The following is a 22,872-nucleotide window of genomic DNA, read 5'->3' as shown; positions in this document are numbered from 1 at the left end:
AAGGCATCTTGTTTTTTGACTCCGAAAGTGCTTCCCTTTTTTAGAATCACGTTAGTCTGCAACTCATTTTCTATTGAGCAAAGCAACTTGTTATAAGCTTGTAATATTTGCGATACCCAAGTTACGCAATCGATGGAAATTCTTACATTTAGCCCGCCTTAAGCATAAAACTATTAAGCCAAAACAACCAATAAAACCTATCAATAACTTCATATGCGATTAAAAATTACTTTACTGCTGGCGCTTGCAATGCTTGCATTTAACTTCAGCAAAATAGTTGTTAAGCCCAAAATCCTGGTATTTACAAAAACATCCGGCTATCATCATGCATCCATCGCGGCAGGCGCTGCAGCTATCATTAAACTGGGTGCCGAAAATGATTTCTCGGTTGATACCACATCCAACGCTGCAAAAATCAGCGAAACTAATCTTAGCCAATATGCCGCAGTTGTTTTCTTGAGCACTACCGGCTATATGCTTAACAATTACCAGCAGGCCGACCTGGAACGCTATATGCAGGCAGGCGGCAATTTTGTTGGTGTACATGCTGCTGCCGATGCCGAGTACGACTGGCAATGGTACGGCCGTTTGGTAGGCGCATACTTTGACAGCCACCCCGCTATGCAGGAGGCTATTTTAAAAGTTGTGGATAAAAGCCATCCCTCAACCCGCACTTTGCCCGATGATTGGAAAAGAACAGATGAGTGGTACAACTTTAAAAAGATCAGCAAAAACCTGCATGTGCTTATTAAAATTGATGAAGACAGCTACAAAGGCGGCACCAACGGTGATAACCACCCAATGGCCTGGTACCATAACTTTGAAAACGGACGCGCCTTTTATACCGAGCTTGGCCATACTGATGAATCATATAGCGACCCTGTATATTTAAGCCACCTGCTGGGCGGTATTAAATACGCTATTGGCGACAATAAAAAACTCGATTACTCCAAATGTACTACGCTGCGCGTGCCAGAGGAAAACCGTTTTGTGAGAACATCCCTGATCCAGGGCACTTTTTACGAACCTACCGAAATGACTATTTTGCCAAACCTGGATATTTTGGTTACCCAGCGCCGCGGCGAGATCATGTTGTTTAAAAATGCTACCAAGACTATTAAGCAAGCCGGTTTCCTGGATGCTTATTTTAAAACGCGTCATACCAAAGGGGTAAATGCCGAAGAAGGTGTTTTAGGCATCCAGGCCGATCCCGACTTTAAAACCAACCATTACGTTTATATTTATTACAGCCCGGCAGATACTTCGGTGAACCGTTTATCGCGCTTTACGCTTACGGGCGATACTATCGACAACAAATCAGAAAAAGTTGTATTGCAGCTGTACTCCCAGCGCGAAATTTGCTGCCATACGGGCGGCTCCATAGCGTTTGGGCCAGATCATTTGCTGTTTGTATCTACCGGGGATAATACTACGCCATTTGACGAGGGTAGAAAACTGCTGCATGATACGCACTCATTTGCACCGCTGGATGACAGGCCCGAGCATATCAATCACGATTCAAGGCGTTCGGCGGGTAATACCAACGATTTAAGGGGGAAAATTCTGCGGATAAAAATGAAAAGTGATGGTACCTATACCATTCCCGATGGTAACTTATTTAAACCCGGTACGCCAGGTACCCGCCCCGAGATTTATGTAATGGGCGACAGGAACCCGTACCGTATAGCCGTTGATAAAAAGAACGACTACCTGTACTGGGGCGAAGTTGGCCCCGATGCACATAACGATAGCCTGGCTACACGTGGCCCCCGTGGTTACGATGAATTTAACCAGGCCAAAGCTGCGGGTTTCTTCGGCTGGCCGTTGTTTATCGGCCCCAATATCCCTTATCGCCCTTATAACTACGAAACCGGCGAATCGGGCCCTGCTTTTGATCCGCTGCACCCGGTAAACGATTCCAGGAATAATACTGGCTTAAGGAGCCTGCCGCCTGCACAGCCGGCATTTATCTGGTACCCTTACGGGGAATCGAAAGATTTTCCGCAAGTTGGCTCTGGCGGACGTACCACTATGGCCGGCCCTATTTATTATTCCGATATGTACCCCAAGGCAACACGCCTGCCCGATTATTATAACAAAAAAGTATTTTTTTATGATTGGATCCGCGGCTGGATAAAGGTACTTACCCTGCAACCAAACGGCGACCTGGACAAAATGGAACCGTTTATGGCCACTACAAAATTCAACTCGCCTATTGATATGGAAACCGGCCCCGATGGCAAAATTTATGTGCTTGAATATGGCTCGGGCTGGTTTACCAAAAACAAAGATGCCGGCCTGGCCCGTATTGATTACAATACCGGTAACCGCGCCCCCGAAGTAAAAAGCATTGTTGCAAACAAAGCTTTTGGCAAATTGCCTTTAGCGGTAACTTTTACCGCAACAGCAACCGATCCGGAAAATAATAAAATGATGTACACCTGGAACCTGGGCAACGGCATCAAAAAAACAACTGCCTTGCCAAAGCTGGTTTACACTTATACCAAAAAGGGCAACTACAATGTATCTGTAGAGGTTAAGGACGATGAGGGCGCGGCTACATTAAGTAAAACCACCGCAGTATTGGCTGGGCAGGATTCGCCGGATATGAAGCTTAAAATGGCCAATATTAAAGCTAATGCTGCCGGGATGGCCTTGGTTATGTCGTCAGATTGCAAGGCCTGCCATAAGGTAGCCGAAAAATCCGTCGGCCCGGCTTTTACCGATGTAGCAAAAAAATATCCCAATAATACCGCGTCAACCAATCACCTGGCCAAAAAAATAGTTACCGGCGGCCATGGCGTTTGGGGCGATGTTGATATGCCGGCACATCCCAATCTTAAACCGGCCGAAATTAAACAGATAATTAATTGGGTATACTCACTTAAATAGTCCTTTTCTACCATAACAACAAATCCGGCTTGTAAAACAGGCCGGATTTGTTGGTTTAAGTAAGATGCAATTCTCGAAATCTTTTGCCTGCTAAGGGGGGGCGCACCAAAGTCGCCGGCGTTCAAACGGATGTTTATGTAAACCGGGCATCAATAATTATATACCTCTATAACCATCTGCCAATTGACCTGACTTACTTATTTTTTCATAGCGTTGTGGCGGGTCTTTTACGAAATTGAAATTTTAATATTTCGTGTTACTTAACTGGATTGTGCGACTATTACATGGTAAACCACGGACCTGCCCGGATAAAAACAGGGTCATTTTTTGAGCATTTTGATTGAAAAAATGGCAAAATAAGGGCCTTTTTTTCAAAAAACACGCCTTTTTGATCAAAATATGGTGTTTTTTCATAAAAATGAAGCTTTTTTTGCCAAAAATTAGTCTACTAATCCTATAGTGCTTATATTTGTCCTAATTGTTATTATCGATCTAACCAATTAGTTCTTTATGGTAAATAATGAGGTCAGTCAACTTAAAAAAAAGAGAGAGCCACTTGGCTATCTCTTTTTTTGTTTTAGACCTGTATTTATGCTTAAATAAAGTATCTAACCGGTAATACTAATATGCCGGTAGCGTCATCTAATAACCGATTGTTTAGGAGTTGGGAAAATTGTCGGGCAATGATGTTGCATTGTAAATAAGGCTTATTTTTAATTTGAAACTTAAGACTTTCGGCTCAAGACTAACATGGCCAGGTGATTTAAGAAAGCACTTCCTCCAACACATCCCCAGACTTGATATTACCAAACCCCTCAATGTGCAGGGCATAATATTCAATTAATTTCTGGATCAGGTACCTGCGCTCGTCGTTGCTCAATTTCAGCTGGTCCATGCTTTCAAAATTACACTGGAGCAGCCTGCTAAAATTTTGTGTATGCGGGGGCGACAAATACATCACAGTATCCGGCTTGTATTTGCTGAACGTACCGTTTTTTAGGTCGAAATAATCGGCATGGTTAATCAAACTCCGGTCGGGATAAAACCCGAGGTACCGTGTAAGCCGCGTTAAAAACAGCAGGTGAAAGTTGGCCACATTACCTGTTTGATGATCGAGCCATTCTATAGCGCTGAAAACAAAATCAAAAATATTTTCTTCGGCCGATTGTTGTTTGATGGATTTATATAGCACCTCATTCAAAAAAATGGCTATGCAGCTCTTGATCACATCATAAGGGATGGTTTGCAATACGGGCGAATTTTTAAGTTCGGCTATACGCTGCACGCTGCCGGTATTTTTATGATAAACAACCAAATCAAGCAAGTGCAGCGGTTGCAGCATATTACGGCCTATTTTAGCTTTTGGCTTTTTAGCCCCGTTGATGATATATGATTGCAGGCCAAACTTCTCGGTAAAAATTTGCACAATTACGCTGCTTTCGCCATAATCGGTGGCTTTAAATACTATACCACGGGTTTTATGCAACATGCTTTACCAATAAAATAAGTTTAGGCAAAAATATTACGATGCCGGTTATAAGCGCAAACAAGGCCGCAATTACTACTGCGCCGGCGCAAACATCTTTCACCCTGCCGGCCTTTTCATTGTATCCGGGCGATACCAGGTCGGTTAATGTTTCAATCCCGGTATTTAAAAGCTCAATTACCAGTACGAGAGCAATAGCCAGCATAATCCATTGCCATTCTGCAAAGGAGATATGGAGCGAAAAGCCCAGCATAACCGCAATAAAGGCCAGTACCAGGTGTATCCTGAAATTAGGCTGTGTTGCTGCGGCATACTTTAAACCTTTAAAAGCGAAGCCAAAACTGCGCATCAGTCTTTTCATGACTCAAAAATACGTGTAATTGGTGTAACTGATATATTAAAGATTCTTTGGTAGTAAGTTCATAGGTGTTCGGAAGACTTTTTAGTTCCCTCCCAACGGGAGGGGTGCGGTCGGAAATGAGCGTAAAGGCAGGGAGGGGTTTATACGAGCGGCGAGTTGCAAAGTGGCTTAAACGCCTGATTTAACCCCTACCTCCCCCTTCCCCAAGGAAGGAATCGCACACCCCTCCGCTTTTTTTATTTCTTCCGAATACTTATGGTGTTAAGCCCTACAAGTAAAATAGTATTCAACCAGGCCCCCTGGTGTTATAAATACTATAACCCGGGCAAACATCTTCTGTAATAATATTGATATAATACAATTGGCCGATTAGTTGTAATTTCATCGCTGCTAATCATAATACATGAAAAAAACATTACTACTCGCGCTTGCCTCCCTCTTTGCGGCCACCGCCATAGCTCAGCAGGATGCACCAAAAGCTATTTATTATTCCATATCGTTTCCTAATGCTGCCCATCACGAGGCCGAGATTACCATCACCATTCCGCAGGCCCCAACCGGCCCTTTGCTGGTTAGGATGAGCCGTTCGTCGGCCGGCCGCTATGCTACGCATGAGTTTGGTAAAAATATTTATAACGTTGCCGCTACCGATATAAACGGAAAGGCCCTTGAACTGAAGCAGGTAGAAGGAGATGTTTACTCGATAGAAGATCACCCGTCTACCGTAAAAGTAAGCTACACCTTTTTTGGCAACTGGACAGATGGCACTTACGCCAGTATCGACCCAAGCCACGCCCACCTGAACATGCCCGCCGCTTTTATGTGGGTAGTAGGGCAGGATAAACGGCCGCTTACCTTCCAGTTTAACGATTTGGATAAATATGGTTGGCATGTAGCTACCCAGCTAAAGCACGAGGATAAAAATGTGTACAGCGCCCCCAACCTGCAGTACATGATGGATTGCCCGACAGAATTATCCGATTATAAAATTACCAGCTGGGATGTGGTTAATTACGACAATAAAAAAGAAAAGATAAACCTTACCGTTCATTCCGATGATAGCCAGGCCGTGATAGATAATTTTGGCAAAATGGTTGCCAAAATGGTACAAGAGGAGAAAGCTGTGTTTGGCGAATTTCCGGCCTACGATTACGGCGAATATACTTTTATCAGCGATATCCACCCAACAACTTCTGGCGATGGTATGGAGCACCGTAATTCAACTTGCATTACAATACCTGCACCTAAGGTTGAAGGTTTAGAGAAAAGACTGCTGGGCGTTTATGCCCACGAATACTTTCATAGCTGGAATGTGAAACGCATCCGCCCCAAAACATTGGAGCCTTTCAATTTTGAGCACGCCAACATGAGCAGCGAGCTTTGGTTTGCCGAGGGCTTTACCCAATACTACGGCGAGTTGCTGCTGGTACGGTCGGGCTTTGTTGATCTCGACGATTATACAGGTACTTTAGCGGGCCTGGTAAACCAGGTATTAAATACCCCTGCCGCTGCCAAATACCCGGCAACCCAAATGAGCCGTTACTCGGTATTTGCAGATGCGGGTGTTTCTATCGACCCTAACAACAACGCCAACGATTTTACCAGTTACTACACCTATGGCGGTGCCATAGCCCTTGCACTTGACTTGCGCCTGCGCAGCGATTTTAACATTACGCTTGACGATTATATGCGCCAGGTTTGGCTAAGCCGCGGCAAGGTAATGAAACCTTATACCGTTCCTGATTTGCAAACCGACCTGGGCAAAGTAACCAACCCGAAATTTGCTGCCGACTTTTTTAAGAGATACATTACCGGCATTGATAAAAATAACTACGAAGAACTATTAGCCAAAGCTGGTTTGGTTTTACGCAAGGTTAATCCCGAAAAAGGCTGGGCCGGTTCATTGGCAACCACCGCAGGCCGTGGCAGGGCAGGCCAGCCGCGCGCAGGTAATGCCGAAGGTTTACCAATACTATCAAGCACAATTATCGGCTCGCCGGTTTATAAGGCCGGGCTTGACGCAGGTGATGTTATATTAAAAGTAAACGGCGTTGACATCAAAGACCAGAAAGGTTTTGACGACCAGCTTACTGATAAAAAATCTGGCGACAAGCTCACTGTAAATTATAAAAACCGCACCGGCAGCCACGAAACAACCATTGTATTAGAGGCAAACCCTAATTTTGAAGTAGTTACCTTTGAAAAAGCGGGCAAACAATTATCAAAAGACCAGGAAACATTCCGTAACAATTGGTTGCAAACTAAAGTCAAATAACCATGAAAAAAACCTTATTAAGCTTAGCTTTATTAGCAGCTTCAACTTGTGGATTTGCCCAGGACGTAAATAAAATGATTGGGCAGGATGATGTTGGCCGCATTATTAAAACCCTATCTGCCGATGATATGCGGGGCAGGGCAACTTTTACGCCGGGGATTGACAAGGCAGCCAAATTTATTGAAGGTGAGTTTAAAATCGCCGGCTTAAAGCCACTGGCCGGGAACGTCGGCTTCAGGCAAAATTTTAAAGTGCTGCGTTCAACTCCTGTTAAATTAACGCTGGGCATTAATGGAAAAAGCGTTGCGGCTGATAGCGCTTTTGTAACCGGTGGCGATTCATTTAACTGGGCTACCAACGCCGATGTGCAGGTAGTACAGGTAACCGCTGATAAAGATTTCAGACAGGAATATGGCATTACTACAAACAGTGGTAAAAAATCGCTGGTATTGGTAGACCCTAAATTTAAAGACCTGTTTAACCGCGTGCGTGAATTTAGCAGCAGGGGCAGCATAACCTTTAAGGGCAAAGCAAGCGCCCCAGTGGTGTTTGTGCTCGGAAGTTTTGAAAAGGTAACCGCCTTTGATGTCAGCTACGAAACCAAAAGCGAGGAGCTTTCTTTGTTTAACGTTGCAGGCGTAATTCCCGGCAAAAGCAAGCCAAATGAGTTTGTGGTATTCTCGGGGCATTATGATCATCTGGGCATTCTTAAACCTATGGAAGGCGATAGCATTGCCAACGGTGCTGATGACGATGCATCGGGCACAACGGCTGTAATATCACTGGCTAAATACTACAAAAAGTTAAATAACAATGCCCGCACCCTTATTTTTGTAGCTTTTTGTGCCGAAGAGATTGGCGGCTACGGTTCGCAATACTTCTCGGGCCAGGTTAACCCTGATAAAACCGTGGCTATGTTTAACATTGAAATGATAGGCAAGGCATCAAAATTTGGCGAAAACTCGGCATTTATTACCGGCTACGAGCGTTCGGATTTTGGTAAGATACTGCAAAAAAACCTGCGCGGCACCGCCTTTAAATTTTACCCGGACCCTTACCCCGAGCAGAATTTGTTTTACCGCAGCGATAACGCCACACTGGCCAGGCTTGGCGTACCTGCACACACCATATCAACCGACCAGATAGATATCGACAAGTTATACCATACAGTAAAAGACGAGTTTAGCTCGTTAGATGTAAGTAATATTACTTTAACCATCAGGGCCATCGCGCTAAGCTCGCGCAGTATTGTTGCGGGTAAAGATACGCCAACAAGGATAGCAAAGTTGGAGCGGTAGTAGATGTGCAGAGTGATAAAATTTGGTAAAACGCTGAAGAGAGGTTAACATCCTTTAAAGAGTTGTCATGCTGAGGAACGAAGCATCTGCGAACTTTTCTATCGGTCATGCACAGCTGATAGATCCTTCGTACCTTATAATGACGTGTTTTTAAGTTGCTGATTGTTAGTATTATTAATTATGTCATTGCGAGGAACGAAGCAATCGCGAACTTTGTATGGCGGACTTGCACAGTTCGCGATTGCCACGCTGCGCTCGCAATGACATAGTTGTTGTGTGGCGCTAAAGCCAATACGTCATCCCCGTTTTTTTCAGGATCATCCTGATGGTTACTCAGGATGACAAGTTGAAAAACGGAAGTCATCCCGAACTTGTTTCGGGATCCCACGGGACAGGTGACCGGCATGATGTACACTTAGCATATGGGGTGCCGAAACAAGTTCGGCATGACAATGGGAATTAAATAGTTGTCATTTCCTCTTCAAAATTCGCAGATTTTACTATCCAGGATGACAAAAAATAATAGCAAAACTCATGTCCCATATCCCCAAAATAGCAGTAGTAGGTCCCGAATCGACAGGTAAATCAACCATGTCAGATTACCTGGCGGCGCATTACCATACCGTTGCCGTGCCTGAATATGCCCGTGGTTACTGCGAAAAGTTAACAGAGCCCTGCACCTGGGAGGATGAGATTAATATGTTTTATGGCCAACTCGCTTTAGAAGAACAAATGCTGCCCCTGGCCAACAAGATCCTGATCTGCGATACCACTTTTATCACCGTAAAAATATGGAGCGAGGAAATGTTTGGCCGCTCGCCACAGGAAGTATTGGACGAATTGCCCAAACATCCTTACGATTTATACCTTCTGCTCAATATCGATCTGCCCTGGCAGGATGATCCGCTGCGCAACTTCCCTACCAAACGGGAGTATTTTATGGATGTTTGGCATAAAGAGCTACGCGCGCTGAATGCAAATTATGTGCTGATATCGGGCACCGGCGCGGATAGGTATGAAAGCGCGGTAAAAGCAATAGATGAGTTTTTGGGGAAATGAGGCTCTTTTTAGATGTGCAGATTAACTACGTTGAGGGCTTCGCCGTTTCAGATGATTTAAATCAATTTGAAAATTTGAGGATTTGAAAATTTGAAAATAAAATCTACGTATCTGAAATACTGCCCTTCATCTGCACATCTGAAATCTGCACATTCATTAGTGTCAATTCAATTTCTTATTCACAATCCTGTCTGCATAATCCTGGATGAAGGCCTTGCAATCGGCTATGCCGGTATTCATTTCGGGATTCGGGTTGTTAGTCATCAGGTTTTTTTTCAGGCCTTTGTCGGCAACGGCGTATATCCCGGTAACGTTTTTTCCGTCGAACAGGTAGGTGTAATTGCCCTGCATCAGCTGGTAGATGTTCCCTGTTGAATTAATAACTCTCGGCGTCTCGGCTGGCAGGCTGCTGACCAGGCTGCGCCCCCATGACCGGAAGGGTTTGTTGTAACCTATCAAATCGGCTACCGATGGGTATATGTCCATTTGCGAGGCGAGGTCGGTACGTACGCCCTTTAGCCCATAGGTATTGTTGGCGCTGTAAAACAATATCGGCACGGCAAAGCGGTTAACGCCTTCGCTGTATTCGGGGTAATATGTCTGGCTGGTATGGTCGGCGGTTATTACAAAAATGGTGTTGCTATACCAGGGCTGGGTTTTGGCATAGTTAAAAAATATCCGCAGCGCGTTATCAGTATATTGAACGCATTTATCAATAGCAAGCGGCCCGCCTTTAAATCTGGTCTTATATTTTTCGGGCAGCTGATAGGGGTCATGCGACGACAGGCTGAACAAAGTAGCCATAAACGGCTGTTTTTGGGTGCTGAGTGTTTTGCCCATAAACTGAAAAAAGTGCTCGTCCCAAATGCCCCAGATGCCGTCAAAATCCCGGTCGTTATTGTATTCTGTTCTGCCGTAATAGTTTTTAAATCCCAAAATGCTTCCAAAGCCCTGGAAACCCATGGAGCCATTTGCCGCGCCATGAAAAAATGAGGTTTGATACCCCATGCCATTACATACCGACACAATAGATTCAATTTTTTGCTTGGCAAAAGGGGATGAAGTAAAAGCCGTTTGAAACGAAGGAATGCCCGCCAAAACCGACGACATGGCGTGGATTGACTGGCGGCCATTGGCGTATGCGTTGGTAAATATCAGGCTGTTGCCAGACAGTGAATCTAAAAACGGCGTGTACGATACAAAGCCAGGTATATTGGCGCCCTTGTTCATGCTGCCCCAGTATTCTTTGGCCATGCTCTCTAAAATAATGATCACCACGTTGGGTTTTGCAGCGGGCTTGCTGTTGTACTGTTTTATGGGTTTAATGTTTGCGTTAATATAATCTGCAGTGGTCCAGTGCTGAAGCTTGAAGTTGTTGCTGCTGATGGTGCGGATAATGGCAAAGGGCGTATTTAAAACCACGTCGCCCTGGTTAGGTACGGTAACGTGTTTATAAGCATCTACCATATTAATAGGCCTGGTACTGTGCGCAAAATCGCCCCGGATACCACCTATAACCAGTGCCACGGCAACAAGAAGCGAAACTATCGACGTGTAAAAATAAGGCCGTAAATGCTTTACTGGCCGCGGTTTAACTTTTACGCGGGAGTACAGCCAAACCCAGCAAACACAACACAATATGTATATCACCAGGATATACCAATAGGCCCAGGTAAAATGTTCGAGCAACGCTTTTTTATTGGTTTCGTCGGACAGAACATCAAGCACAGCTTTGGTTGAGCGTACCTGGCTGAAGCGATAGTAAATGATATCGACAAAGTTGGTGGCGTAGGCCAAAAAATTGGTAACAAAGTATAAAATGGTGATGCCTTTTTGGGATCCTGGCCGTGTATTGATGGTTAACGGCAGTACGCTTAATAAGATAAACAGGCTGTTAACGTATAGTAGGGCCGTGGTATCAAAGGCCATCCCGTAATAGCACAGTTTTAACAGCGTAGAAAGATTATCAACGGCCAGCAAGTGCGTGTTATAGGCAAAAAACAAGACCCTGGCTATAAAATAGAACAGGTAGCCTAAAAACATGCGATATATAAGAACCTTATACTCGGATAACCTAAATTTATCGTCCATGAAAATATTGTTTTGGCTACCCCCCAAATTGTGTAAGGCGAAAGGTGGTTACCTCCTGGTTAAGGAGAAACTTTGAATTTATCGTCGTTTAAAATGCAGGGGTGCTTATTAAGCAACGAATGTAATAAATAAGTAAACCAGGAGTTTTGATTTTTTGTCATAATTTAAAATAACCTGTGAGTTTATATAATGTTATCAAATTATTAAATAAAAGGAAATGTTTTGGCGCTTGCGGTCGGTGTTCTAACACAGGCAGCTATTCCGGAAGAACGACAGGCTTCGGGGAAAGCGTTTGTGAGGACACAAACGCCGGGAGGGGCGTAAACCCAAAAAAGCCGCGTTGAGCGGCTTTTTTGCATATCGTTAGTTGCTCATTATTCCTCAACCATTTCGCTGTTCGGGCTGGCGGTTTCAGGTACTTCGTGTTTGAAGTAGCGTTTCTGGTATAGCAGGATCATAATAACCCCTACACATATGGCCGAATCGGCCAGGTTAAATACCGGCCTGAAAAACTCAAATGCCTCGCCTCCCCAAAACGGAAACCATGACGGGTATGTGCCTCTTAACAGGGGGAAGTAAAACATATCTACAACGCGGCCATGAAACAGTTTACCATGCTGAAACAGGACGCCGTAAAAGGTAGAATCGATAATGTTACCTACAGCGCCGGCTAAAATAAGCGCCACGTTCATGATTAGCCCGCGATGATATTTGTGTTTAATGAGGTAAACCAAGCTGTATACTATACCTACAACCGCCGCTATGCGGAACAGGGTTAACGCCAGCTTACCGGCATCGCCGCCCCATTCCATGCCAAATGCCATGCCGTTATTTTCGGTGTAGTGCAGCATGCCATGGCTGCCCAGGAAACGAATTTCTTCGCCCATGTACATATACCTGCGTACCCAGGTTTTAATAGCCTGATCGGCAAGGATAATGATGAAAGCGGTAAAAAAAGGTTTGGTGTAAGCAGCCTTCATTTATTGCCTTAATTTTGCTTCCATCGTCATGGTGGTGTGCGGCACTGCGCGCAAACGCTCCTTAGGTATTAGTTTACCGGTTTCGCGGCAAATACCGTAAGTTTTGTTTTCTATGCGTACCAACGCAGCTTCCAGCTGATCGATGAATTTTTTCTGACGGGCAGCCAACTGGTTAATTTGTTCTTTTTCCAGTGTGGCCGAGCCATCTTCTAAAGTTTTATAGGTGCCTGCGGTATCATCGGTCCCGTTCGCGTTTGGCGAACTTAATGATGTTGCAAGTGAATTTAATTCTTCTTTAGCAATACGCAGTTTATCCAGGATTAGCGCTTTAAATTCCTGCAGGTCTGACTCAGAATATCTGGTTTTTTCGTTTTCTACTTTCATTTATATTTTACTAATTACAATCAAAATTTCATGTCCGTCAATGGCTATTAAATCGCCATCATTTAACTGGGTATCAAGCACTATACCCACTGCCAAAACTTCGGCGCAAATATATGCTAAATTATTTTTTACCGCTTCGCTGATGTAAGGATGATCAAAAAGCTTAACGTCTATTTTATCAGTTACTTCAAACCCTTTATCCTTACGAAGATTTTGAATGCGGTTAATCAATTCGCGCGCTATACCCTCCTGTTTCAGCTCGTTGGTTATGGTAACATCCAAAGCAACGGTTAGTTTGCCCTGGTTTGCAACCTGCCAGCCGGGTACGTCTTCGGCAATAATCTCTACGTCAGTGGTGAGTAGTGAGTAGTGAGTAGTGAGTGAGTTGGCACCAGTCACTTCTAAATCAATACTTCCGTTCGCTTCCAGTTCAGCTATTTGTTCATTGGTGAGCTTATTTATCGCCTCGGCTACTGCTTTCATATCCTTACCTACTTTTTGGCCAAGGGCTTTAAAGTTTGGCTTTATCTTCTTTTTGATGAAGCCTGCGGTATCGGTAATATACTCAATATCCTTAATGTTGGTTTCAGATAATATCAAATCCTTAACCTGCTCTACGTGTACCTTAAAGTCTTTATCCAATATAGGCAAAAGTATTTTGCTTAAAGGCTGCCTTACGTTAATCCCTATCTTTTTACGTAATGATAACACTAAGGATGAAATATCCTGCGCCAGTTTCATGCGCTCTTCCAGGTCGGCATCAACCAGGTTTGCATGATACTCGGGGAAGTAGGCCAGGTGAACAGATTCAAAGGCCTCTTTGCCGGTAACGCTGTTTAAATCGCTGTATAACCTATCGGCAAAGAAAGGCGCAATGGGCGACATCAGCTTGCTGATGGTGATTAAACAGGTATATAGCGTTTGGTAAGCCGATAACTTATCATCCGAATTATCCGACCTCCAGAAACGGCGGCGGCTTAAGCGGATAAACCAGTTGCTGAAATGCGCATCCACAAATTCCTGTATAGCGCGGGCGGCTTTGGTTGGCTCAAAATCAGCATAAAAACCATCAACCTCCTGGGTTAAGGTGTTTAATAATGATATAATCCAGCGATCGATCTCCGGGCGTTTGCCGATCTCAATTTCAGCTTCGCTGTAAGTGAACTTATCGATATTGGCGTAGAGTACGAAGAATGAGTAGGTATTATAAAGCGTACCGAAAAACTTACGGCGAACCTCGTCAATGCCCTCTACATTAAATTTCAGGTTATCCCATGGCGATGCATTGCTGATCATGTACCAGCGCGGCGCATCGGCGCCAAACTGCTCGATGGTTTCAAAAGGATCGACACCATTACCCAAACGTTTAGACATTTTGTTGCCGTTTTTATCCAGCACCAAACCGTTCGATATCACGTTTTTAAAGGCTACACCACCGTTGCCAACTTTTTCGTTTACAGCTTTAACTTCATCGCTGCATTCGCTCAGCATTACAGCTATGGCGTGCAGGGTAAAAAACCAGCCGCGGGTTTGGTCAACACCTTCGGCAATAAAATCAGCCGGGTAGGCTTTGGCAAACTCATCTTTATTTTCGAAAGGGAAATGCCATTGCGCGTAAGGCATAGCGCCGCTATCAAACCAAACGTCAATCAGATCCGGCTCGCGGAACATTTTGTTGCCGGTCGACGAAGTTAATATTACATCGTCCACATAAGGGCGGTGCATGTCTTCCAGCGTGAAGCCTTCAGGCATAAATCCGGCGGCAATTGATTTTTCAATCTCGGCGTTCAGTTCGGCAATGGAGCCGATGCATTTTTCTTCTCCACCGTTTTCCTCGCGCCAGATGGGCAGCGGCGTACCCCAGTAACGGGAGCGCGAAAGGTTCCAGTCAACTAAATTTTCAAGCCAGTTACCAAAACGGCCGGTACCGGTCGATTCGGGTTTCCAGTTGATGGTTTTGTTAAGCGCTACCATTTTATCCTTAACGGCAGTTGTTTTGATAAACCAGCTATCCAGCGGATAGTATAAAATCGGCTCATCAGAACGCCAGGAGTGCGGGTAGCTGTGCTCGTATTTTTTTACGTCGAAGGCTTTGTTCTCGGTTTTTAGTTTAATCGAGATCTGTACGTCGGTAGCCCTGAAGCCTTCCACGGCGCGCTCTTCGGCGGTATAATATTCTTCTTTAACGTATTGGCCTGCAAAATCGGTAACCTCGTCAACAAAACGGCCTTGCTTGTCTACCAACGGAACTTCCTTGCCGTTCTCGTCTTTCACCATTACCGATGGTACGTTGTTTTCTTTACAGGCCCTAAAGTCATCCGCTCCAAAAACAGATGCGGTATGTACTATGCCTGTACCATCCTCGGTAGTAACAAAATCGGCAGGGATTACACGGAACGCGTTTTTCTCTAAATCCTCATTGGTTACGTAAGGCATCAGCTGCTCATAGTGGATGCCTAATAGTTGGCTCCCCTTAAATTCGGCCGCTAATGTCCATGGGATGATCTTGTCGCCGCCTTTGTAATCATCAAAGGATGCGTTTTCGCCTTCGGCCTTAAAGTATTTTTTTACCAGGTCTTTTGCTAATACAACGCAGATTGGCTCAAAAGTGTAGGGGTTAAAGGTGCTGATTTTAACGTACGTGATATTTTCGCCAACGGCAAGGGCACAATTTGAAGGCAGTGTCCAGGGGGTGGTTGTCCAGGCCAGGATAAACACATCGGTATTTACGCCTTCAAACAAAAAGGCCGAATCCTGGTCGCGTTTAACTTTAAACTGGGCAACAATGGTGGTATCCTTCACCATTTTATAAGTGCCCGGCTGGTTAAGCTCATGCGAGCTTAGGCCGGTACCCGATTTTGGCGAATAAGGTTGTACAGTGTACCCTTTATACAAAAAGCCTGCATCGTAAAACTTCTTCAGTATCCACCAAAGGCTTTCAATATATTCGTTTTTGTAGGTGATGTACGGATCTTCAAGGTCGACCCAATAACCCATTTTCTCGGTCAGGTCGTTCCAAACATCGGTATAGCGCATTACCTCCTTGCGGCAGGCATCGTTGTACTCTTTAACAGTAATTTTTTTACCAATATCGTCTTTGGTTATCCCCAAAGCTTTTTCAACAGCCAGCTCAATGGGCAGGCCGTGGGTATCCCACCCGCCTTTACGTTTAACCTGGTAGCCTTTTAAAGTTTTATAGCGGCAAAAAATATCCTTGATAGAACGCGCCATTACGTGGTGGATACCGGGCATACCATTGGCGCTCGGCGGCCCTTCGTAAAAAGTGTAAGGGTTATCTTCCGGGCGGCTGCTGATACTTTTTTCGAAAATGTTATTCTTTTTCCAAAATTTAAGTACCTCTTTGCCTGTTTGCGATAAGTTTAACTGCTTATATTCCTTGTACATGTATATATTCTACCGTTTATCACCTCTTTTTTAAGAGGTTGCAAAAATACGGAATTTATAAATGATTTTTTTAATTTAGACAGGTGAAAAATAATAAAGTAAAGCGCACGATATTAATGTTGTTAGTAGCCGTGATCCTGTTTTCGGCCACAATGGTTATCCCGGCTTTACAGGGCTCCAATTGGAAAGTTTACATGCAGGGCGGGGCCACCGGGTTAACCATGGCAGCTATTGTGAGTATTATTACTTTGATTATTGATAATTTGAAGGAGAGTAGGAAGTAGACACGATTTTTATGATTAGACAGGATTTACAGGATTTTTGATTGTCTGATTAAGGCTGAACTTGGATTAAACGGATTTATCAGATTTTTTGGATTTGATTTGCAAATTGGTGAACTTGAATCAGATTATTCCGCCCAGGACAGTCAAAAAAATCCAGTATAATCCCATAAATCTGTTTAATCCGAGTTCAGAAAAAAAGAAAAAATCCTGTCAAGCCTGCAAAATCCCTAAATCCTGTTAAAAGATTGCCCTATTAGCTCCACCATCAACCTGGATAGTTGTGCCGCTAATATAAGCCGCCTGTTCTGATGCCAAAAAGGCAACCAGCGCTGCCAGCTCTTCGGGTTTGCCAATACGGCCAAGGGGGATGGCTTTTGCTTTGTCTTTTATCGCTTGTTCAGGGTCAACATCTTTCGGAAAAGTGTGCTTAATGCGGTCGGTAAGGATTAAGCCGGGTGCCACATTGTTTACGGTGATATTATATGGTCCAAATTCATCTGCCATTAGCTTGGCCATCCCCACAACGCCCATGCGCATGGTGGTTGATAATACAGAATTGCCCAACACCGCCTTTACCGAACCACTAATGATGTTGATGATTCTGCCGCTGCCGGTTTTTTGCATATGGGGCAGTACTAATTTACTTAAGCGGGCTACGCTTAGCAGGTTTAGTTCAAATGCCTTTTGCCACTGCTCATCATCAAAGTTTTCAAATTTATCAAACGGTGGGCCGCCAGCGTTATTCAGCAAAATATCAATGCGACCAAAAGTGGCCGCGGCTTTGGCGACAAAGGCGTCTATTTCATCAGTTTTGGAAACATCAACAGGAATTACAACCACCTCGCCACCAGTTAGCCTTTTGATTTCTTCGGCAGTTTTATTCAGTTCCGCCTCATCGCGCGAGCCGATAATTACTTTGGCGCCTTCGGCAGATAGCGTTGTGGCTATTGCCTTGCCCAACCCTTTGCTGGCGGCCAGCACCAGGGCTACTTTGTTGTTGAGTTTAAGATCCATGTCGATGTTCTTCGTATAGTTAAATTCTAAAAGGGAAATGACATTTTTATCATGATAGTAGTGATTCAATAAAAACAGGCTCCCTACTCCTCTATATCCGGCCCTTTTAATTTTTTCCTGTCAACGCCTTTTTCAAGCGTTAATAAAAACGCAGGCAACAGGGTAAGGTTGCTGATCATGGCTACTAACAATGTAATTGATAGCAGGATGCCAAGGGCTTGTGTGCCGCCAAATTTTGATACGACAAACACGCCAAAGCCAAAAAATAGTACAGTGGCTATAAATATCATGCTCACCCCTGTTTCGCGGATGGTATCGGATACAATTACAGATATACTTTTGCGGGTGTTGCGCAGCTCGTGGCGGTAACGGGTGATAAAATAAATGGTCTGGTCGGATGAAATACCCATGGCTATACTGAAGATGAGGATAGTTGAAGGTTTAAGCGGGATGCCAAAAAAACCCATGATGCCGGCTGTAATAATCAGCGGTACCAGGTTGGGTACCAGGGATACAGCTATCATTTTAACACCGCGAAATAATATCCACATCACAATGGCAATCAGGAAAATAGCCCAGGCCAAACTTTCATACAGGTTAATAAGCAGGTAATTGGTGCCTTTAATAAATATGATACTGCTGCCGGTAAGCTCTACATGAAACTTTTTAGGGTTGAAGATAGAATCAATACGCGGCTGCAGTTCGGCCAGCACTACATTCATTTTTTTCGAACCTGCATCAATCATTTCGAACGTTACGCGGGTTACCTGCTTGGTGCTATCTACATAACTGTTTAACGCGCTGGTGCCTTTACCCGCCGAGTTGCCTGCATAGTTCAGGATAAAGTTTTGCTCCAATCCATCGGGCAGCCGGTAATATTCGGGCGCCCCGCCGTAAAATGCCTGGGTGCTGAATTTTAAAACCTGGATAAGCGATATCGACCGGCTGAACTGCGGGTACGACGAAATTAGTTTTTCCAGCTTCTCTACCTTGCGGATTACGCCCAGGTTTACCACACCGTTTTTACGTTTGGTATCGATGCTTACCTCTAAGGGCAGTACGCCGTTAAAATTGGCCTCAAAAAATTTCAGGTCTTCCAGCGTGTTGTTATGCTGGGGCAGGTCGTCAACCACAAACCCATTAATGTTTATTTGGTAAATGCCCGCACATGATATGGCAATTAATACCAATGTACCTATGTAAATAGCTTTGCGCCTGGTATGCACCAGCTTATCTAAACCGCTTAGCAAGCCGGCCATCAGCTTACTATCCTTAATGCCGGCCATTTGGGGTTTGGGCGATGGCAGGTAGCTGAAAATAATGGGTACTAAAATTAAACTTAAGGCAAAAGTAGCTATTATGCTGATGGAGGCTACCAGGCCAAACTGGGTAAGCAACTCGCTGTTGGTAAAGCATAATACGCCAAAACCTATGGCGGTTGTAATATTGGCAATAAAGGTGGTTATACCGGCTTTTTCAACAGCCAGGTGCAATGCCTCCATTTTATCGCCGCACAGCCCGTATTCGTGGTAGTATTTGTTAAGGATAAAGATAGTATTCGGGATGCCGATAACCACAATAAGCGGCGGAATGATGCCGGTAAGGATAGTCATTTCGTAATGCATCAGCACCAGTGTGCCCAGGCTCCAAACTACCCCAAGTACAACAATTATTATAGGGAATACTACCGGGAAAAACGAGCGGAAGAACGCCAGTAATATTATCGCGGTAATTAACACCGATAGGCCCAGGAACATGGAAAACTCGTGCGCCACCAAATCGCCAACCACGGTACGGATAAGCGGCAGGCCCGAGTAGTGTACTTTTATGCCATGTTTTTGCTCAAAGGCCGCGCCCAGTTTTTTTATTTTGTTGATGATAGGTACACGGTATGGGGTGTTGATGATCTTATCATCAAAAGTAATAGCCATCAGGGTAGATTTGCCATCGTTACTCAATACCACTCCCTTATAAAAAGGCAGGCTGGCCAGTTTTTGTTTTATACTATCAACCGCCTGCGCTGTTGGCAATATACCGGTAACCAATGGTTTTATGATAAAACGATGTTGGGCGGTATCCTTTTGCAGGTTATAAACATTGGCTACCGAAATAACCGCTTTAACACCTTTTACCTGCCTCAAATCGTTGCCTATCTGGTACCAGTCGTTAAATACATCTTTGTCAAAAATTTTATCCGATTTGATGCCGATTACCATGGATGACGCATCCTGGCCAAACATTTTTTTAAACTGGTTATACCGGATATAGGCCGAATCGGTAACGGGCAGCACCTTGCCGCCATTAAAGGTTATTTTTACTTTGGATGCTTCATAGCTCATAAAAACGCTTAATGCCACAACGCTTATCAACACAAGAAGCCTGTTTTTAAGAATAAATGATGCCGTTTTTTTCCAGAACATGAACAGTAAATTATGACCGCCGCTAAACTACGAATTTAGATTTAACCCCCCATGGAAGATATTGACTTTGTGACAATAGCTGGTGCCCGAAGCTGACGTATAAGCTATAACTATACAGGTATGGCAAACTTATTGACCAGGTTGTTATAAGCTATGCACAGCCGCAATTTGTTAACCTTTATTTAATACTTCGGCACATATAAAACGGGCTATCGCAAAATACCGGGTTATTTATCCGTACCTTTAAAGAAATTCTTTAAGCTCATGATCCTTTTTTCGAAGCGAAACCTGCATTATACCGATTACAAATGGACAAACTATACCCAAAACGACCCACGCGTAAACGGCAAACCAGATGCAACCCCATTTGCAAAGGATGAGGGTAACGAAGTTGTTTACCTGATAAACAAACTGATGATATTATGGGATTACCGCTTTGCCAATACCGGCAACAAAATGGAAAAACTTATTCACGATAAACTGCCCGCCGAAATATTTACCCAGGAAGATGTACAGGTTTGGCTAAAGTCGAATTTGAAGTTTTAGTGAGTGGTAAATAGTTGATTGGGTGAGTGGTTGATTAAGTTATAGAATTTGCTATTCAAGCCGGTTAATATCTTCCGATCTCAACCAACCTTGAGTGCTGTGGTTATTTACGTCGGTAAAGGTGCAATGAACCCAATTGTTCTTTTCCTCATCAATGTAAATAATATTCCCTTTTACTAAATATGCTTTCCTTTTGGTTTCCAACCCGGCATCTGTATAAAAGAATGCTTTGATGGCGGTGATATATTTGATAGCTATCCAATTTTGTTTTTTACTAATAGCAAAAATCACCGGCTCGTCTTTAAAATGTTGCACCATAGAGCAGCCACCGTGTTCTTTGTCTAATTTTAAAGATAGTTTATTATTGGCGGTCGGAATAAGTGTACCTGCTATCAAGTCGTTATTGTCAGCCGGAAAATTATCCAACGGAAAAAAGGACCTGACTTTTGCCTGTTTATCCGTTAGTTTTCCTTCGATATAAAAAGCACAAGAAAATTGTGGGCTCCCGCCAGCAGCATCTTCGCCGGTACCGCTTTCAAAGTAGCCGGTTACCTGGTTGTTTGCAGGGTTGAAAGCTATTTTCAATTCATCATATTCGCCGGATAAAACAAGGGGATCATTAAGACTCGATTTTTTAGCGCTTTGTTGGCAAGCGGTAAAAATTACTACGAAACCGGCAACCAATAATGCTTTTTTCATTGTGAAGATTCAGGATCTAAAGATATAAAAATCTACATCCAAATCGCCTCACTCCTTCTTAAAATCATAAGGGTTATACTCCACAAAATCGGCTGCATCATTTTTAAAGTCCTCCCTACCGGGGAGGATTTAGGAGGGGCTTCATTCCTTCTTAAAATCGTAAGGATTATACTCTACAAAATCGGCTACTTTAACCCGTACGCCTGTTACCCTGCCGTTTTGTACGGTAAAGGGGAATATGGCCTTGCCTAAAGTGGGATCTGAAAAGGTTACGTAGTAACGGTTGCCACCCAAAGGTTGTAGTTTGGCAAACATTTTAGGGTGGTGTTCAAAACGCATCTCCAGGTCGTTGTTTTCGCCTTGGGTTACTGTCATGCTGCCGTAAAGGCTGTTGGTGTATTTACCGGTGTAGTTTTGTGCCGGTAATGCCGGGCGTAGGTTTAACAACACCGAATCGCGCAGCTTTTTATCTGTGGCAAGGTCGGCAGTGGCGTGGGTTTTGTAATTAGCCAGGTAAGCATCACTATAATTGCGGTATCCCTGGCCAAAATAAGCATCTAATATTTCCCAGCGCAGGGCTTCAAAAAACTGGTTCTGATCGGTATTGGTTAAAATGATAATACCCAGGTGGTCCTGCGGAGATAATGTTACCGATGATAAATAGCCATTCACCCCGCCATCGTGCATTACCAGCCTGTGGCCCGAGTAATCCTGTATAAACCATCCCAGCCCGTATAGCTCAAAATTATTTTCGCCATTCAGGTGGTGGATGCTGCCTACAATATCCTGTGGTTGGCGGGTAGCCTGGATGGCTGCGGCGGGAATTACCTGCCTGTTGCCAACTTTGCCATCATTAAGCAAAGCCATAACCCATTTGCTCATATCATTTACCGACGAACTGATAGCTCCTGCCGGTGCAAGCCCGTCAATCTGGCAATAAGGTATCGCGGTTAGCCGGCCATCATTCAAGGTATGCGGTACCGTGCGGTTTATTGATTTGGGCATTTCGGCTGTAAGGGCCAGGGTGTTGCTCATGCCCAGTGGGGCAAAAATATTTTCTTTCAGATAAACTTCCCAGGGCTTGCCGGTTACCTTCGGGATAATTTGGCCAGCCGTTAAAAATGCTGAATTGGTATAGCCCCATTTGGTGCGGAAAGGATACGGCGCTTTAATTTGCCCCAGCTTTTGAATAATTTCTTCGCGGCTAAGGTTGGTATTGTAAAATGTAAAATCGCCCTGGAAGGTTTGAAGCCCCAGGCGGTGGCACAATAAATCGCGCACAATGGCTTGCTCGCCGGCCGGTTTGTTATCCAGCCTAAACTCCGGAATGTATTTGGTTACCTTATCATCTAAGGAAAGCTTACCGCTGCTTTGCAGCATGGCCAGGGCAGTGGCCGTAAAGGCTTTGGTGTTACTGCCTACCATAAACAAGGTGTTTACATCCACAAGGTTTGGCAAGCCAAGTTCCTTAATGCCGTAACCTTTCATTAGTACAATTTTATTGTCTTTAACAATACATACAGCCACTCCCGGGATGCGCCAGTTAGTGAGGGCGCGGCTTACATACAGGTCAAGGCTGTCGCTTATAAATTTGCTCCGGTTGGCGCGTTGGGCCTGTGTAACAGTAACTAATGAAACAAAAAGGATAATAAGCAGAAGTATTTTTTTCATTACACTG

Annotated in this window: 16 protein-coding genes; 6 read left to right on the top strand and 10 right to left on the bottom strand. The window is 44.2% G+C overall.

The features are described 5' to 3' along the window. The first annotated feature begins 213 nt into the window (after window positions 1-213). Window positions 214-2,892 carry a ThuA domain-containing protein gene (locus tag AC1DXF_RS10470; RefSeq protein ID WP_477448285.1) on the top strand — a complete coding sequence of 893 codons (2,679 nt, stop codon included), beginning with the start codon at window positions 214-216 and terminating at the stop codon, window positions 2,890-2,892. 763 nt (window positions 2,893-3,655) lie between these two features. Here the strand turns inward: AC1DXF_RS10470 and recO are convergent. Together recO and AC1DXF_RS10460 are read right to left on the bottom strand one after the other, a co-directional pair. Beyond that, window positions 3,656-4,381: a DNA repair protein RecO gene (gene recO, locus AC1DXF_RS10465; RefSeq protein WP_477448283.1), complete on the bottom strand. Its 726-nt coding sequence runs from the start codon at window positions 4,379-4,381 to the stop codon at window positions 3,656-3,658. Continuing rightward, a complete protein-coding gene (locus AC1DXF_RS10460) occupies window positions 4,371-4,739 on the bottom strand; it encodes a diacylglycerol kinase family protein (protein WP_477448281.1) in 369 nt (122 codons plus the stop codon). Before AC1DXF_RS10460 ends, recO begins: the two co-directional genes overlap by 11 nt. A 403-nt stretch (window positions 4,740-5,142) precedes the next feature. Here AC1DXF_RS10460 and AC1DXF_RS10455 point away from each other — a divergent pair, with 403 nt between their 5' ends. From AC1DXF_RS10455 to AC1DXF_RS10445, 3 genes are all read left to right on the top strand, one after another. Further along, window positions 5,143-7,014, top strand: coding sequence for a M61 family metallopeptidase (locus AC1DXF_RS10455; RefSeq protein WP_477448279.1), 1,872 nt, complete (start codon window positions 5,143-5,145; stop codon window positions 7,012-7,014). 2 nt (window positions 7,015-7,016) lie between these two features. Then, entirely contained in the window at window positions 7,017-8,312 is a 1,296-nt protein-coding gene (locus tag AC1DXF_RS10450; protein WP_477448277.1) for a M20/M25/M40 family metallo-hydrolase, read from the top strand. A 534-nt stretch (window positions 8,313-8,846) separates the two neighbouring features. Next, window positions 8,847-9,371 (top strand): AAA family ATPase, encoded by a 525-nt coding sequence (locus AC1DXF_RS10445; RefSeq protein ID WP_477448275.1) that lies wholly within the window; start codon window positions 8,847-8,849, stop codon window positions 9,369-9,371. 162 nt (window positions 9,372-9,533) lie between these two features. On the opposite strand, the gene AC1DXF_RS10440 is transcribed toward AC1DXF_RS10445, so the two are convergent. From AC1DXF_RS10440 to ileS, 4 genes are all read right to left on the bottom strand, one after another. Continuing rightward, the gene (locus tag AC1DXF_RS10440) at window positions 9,534-11,462 is read right to left on the bottom strand and encodes an LTA synthase family protein (protein WP_477448273.1); all 1,929 of its coding nucleotides are present in this window, start codon (window positions 11,460-11,462) and stop codon (window positions 9,534-9,536) included. Between the two features lie 374 nt (window positions 11,463-11,836). After that, on the bottom strand, window positions 11,837-12,442 hold the full coding sequence (locus AC1DXF_RS10435; RefSeq protein ID WP_477448271.1) for a lipoprotein signal peptidase: 606 nt from the start codon (window positions 12,440-12,442) through the stop codon (window positions 11,837-11,839). Then, a complete protein-coding gene (locus AC1DXF_RS10430) occupies window positions 12,443-12,826 on the bottom strand; it encodes a TraR/DksA family transcriptional regulator (RefSeq protein WP_091149429.1) in 384 nt (127 codons plus the stop codon). Next, window positions 12,827-16,231: an isoleucine--tRNA ligase gene (gene ileS / locus AC1DXF_RS10425; protein WP_477448269.1), complete on the bottom strand. Its 3,405-nt coding sequence runs from the start codon at window positions 16,229-16,231 to the stop codon at window positions 12,827-12,829. A gap of 83 nt (window positions 16,232-16,314) precedes the next feature. Here ileS and AC1DXF_RS10420 point away from each other — a divergent pair, with 83 nt between their 5' ends. After that, the gene (locus AC1DXF_RS10420; protein WP_477448267.1) at window positions 16,315-16,515 is read left to right on the top strand and encodes a hypothetical protein; all 201 of its coding nucleotides are present in this window, start codon (window positions 16,315-16,317) and stop codon (window positions 16,513-16,515) included. A gap of 237 nt (window positions 16,516-16,752) precedes the next feature. Here AC1DXF_RS10420 and AC1DXF_RS10415 read toward each other — a convergent pair whose 3' ends face one another. Beyond that, the gene (locus tag AC1DXF_RS10415) at window positions 16,753-17,529 is read right to left on the bottom strand and encodes an SDR family oxidoreductase (RefSeq protein ID WP_477448265.1); all 777 of its coding nucleotides are present in this window, start codon (window positions 17,527-17,529) and stop codon (window positions 16,753-16,755) included. A gap of 83 nt (window positions 17,530-17,612) precedes the next feature. Continuing rightward, window positions 17,613-19,949 (bottom strand): efflux RND transporter permease subunit, encoded by a 2,337-nt coding sequence (locus AC1DXF_RS10410; RefSeq protein WP_477448263.1) that lies wholly within the window; start codon window positions 19,947-19,949, stop codon window positions 17,613-17,615. 264 nt (window positions 19,950-20,213) lie between these two features. Between AC1DXF_RS10410 and AC1DXF_RS10405 the strand changes: the two genes are divergently transcribed. Next, window positions 20,214-20,495 (top strand): hypothetical protein, encoded by a 282-nt coding sequence (locus AC1DXF_RS10405; RefSeq protein WP_090651582.1) that lies wholly within the window; start codon window positions 20,214-20,216, stop codon window positions 20,493-20,495. A 51-nt stretch (window positions 20,496-20,546) separates the two neighbouring features. Here AC1DXF_RS10405 and AC1DXF_RS10400 read toward each other — a convergent pair whose 3' ends face one another. Then, the gene (locus AC1DXF_RS10400) at window positions 20,547-21,194 is read right to left on the bottom strand and encodes a hypothetical protein (protein WP_477448261.1); all 648 of its coding nucleotides are present in this window, start codon (window positions 21,192-21,194) and stop codon (window positions 20,547-20,549) included. Between the two features lie 141 nt (window positions 21,195-21,335). Then, on the bottom strand, window positions 21,336-22,865 hold the full coding sequence (locus AC1DXF_RS10395; RefSeq protein WP_477448260.1) for a serine hydrolase: 1,530 nt from the start codon (window positions 22,863-22,865) through the stop codon (window positions 21,336-21,338). Window positions 22,866-22,872 lie beyond the last annotated feature (7 nt).

Source organism: Mucilaginibacter sp. P2_A5 (assembly GCF_056404995.1).
The sequence above is the reverse complement of the archived record's forward strand: the minus strand, read 5'-3'. Positions and strand labels throughout refer to the sequence as shown.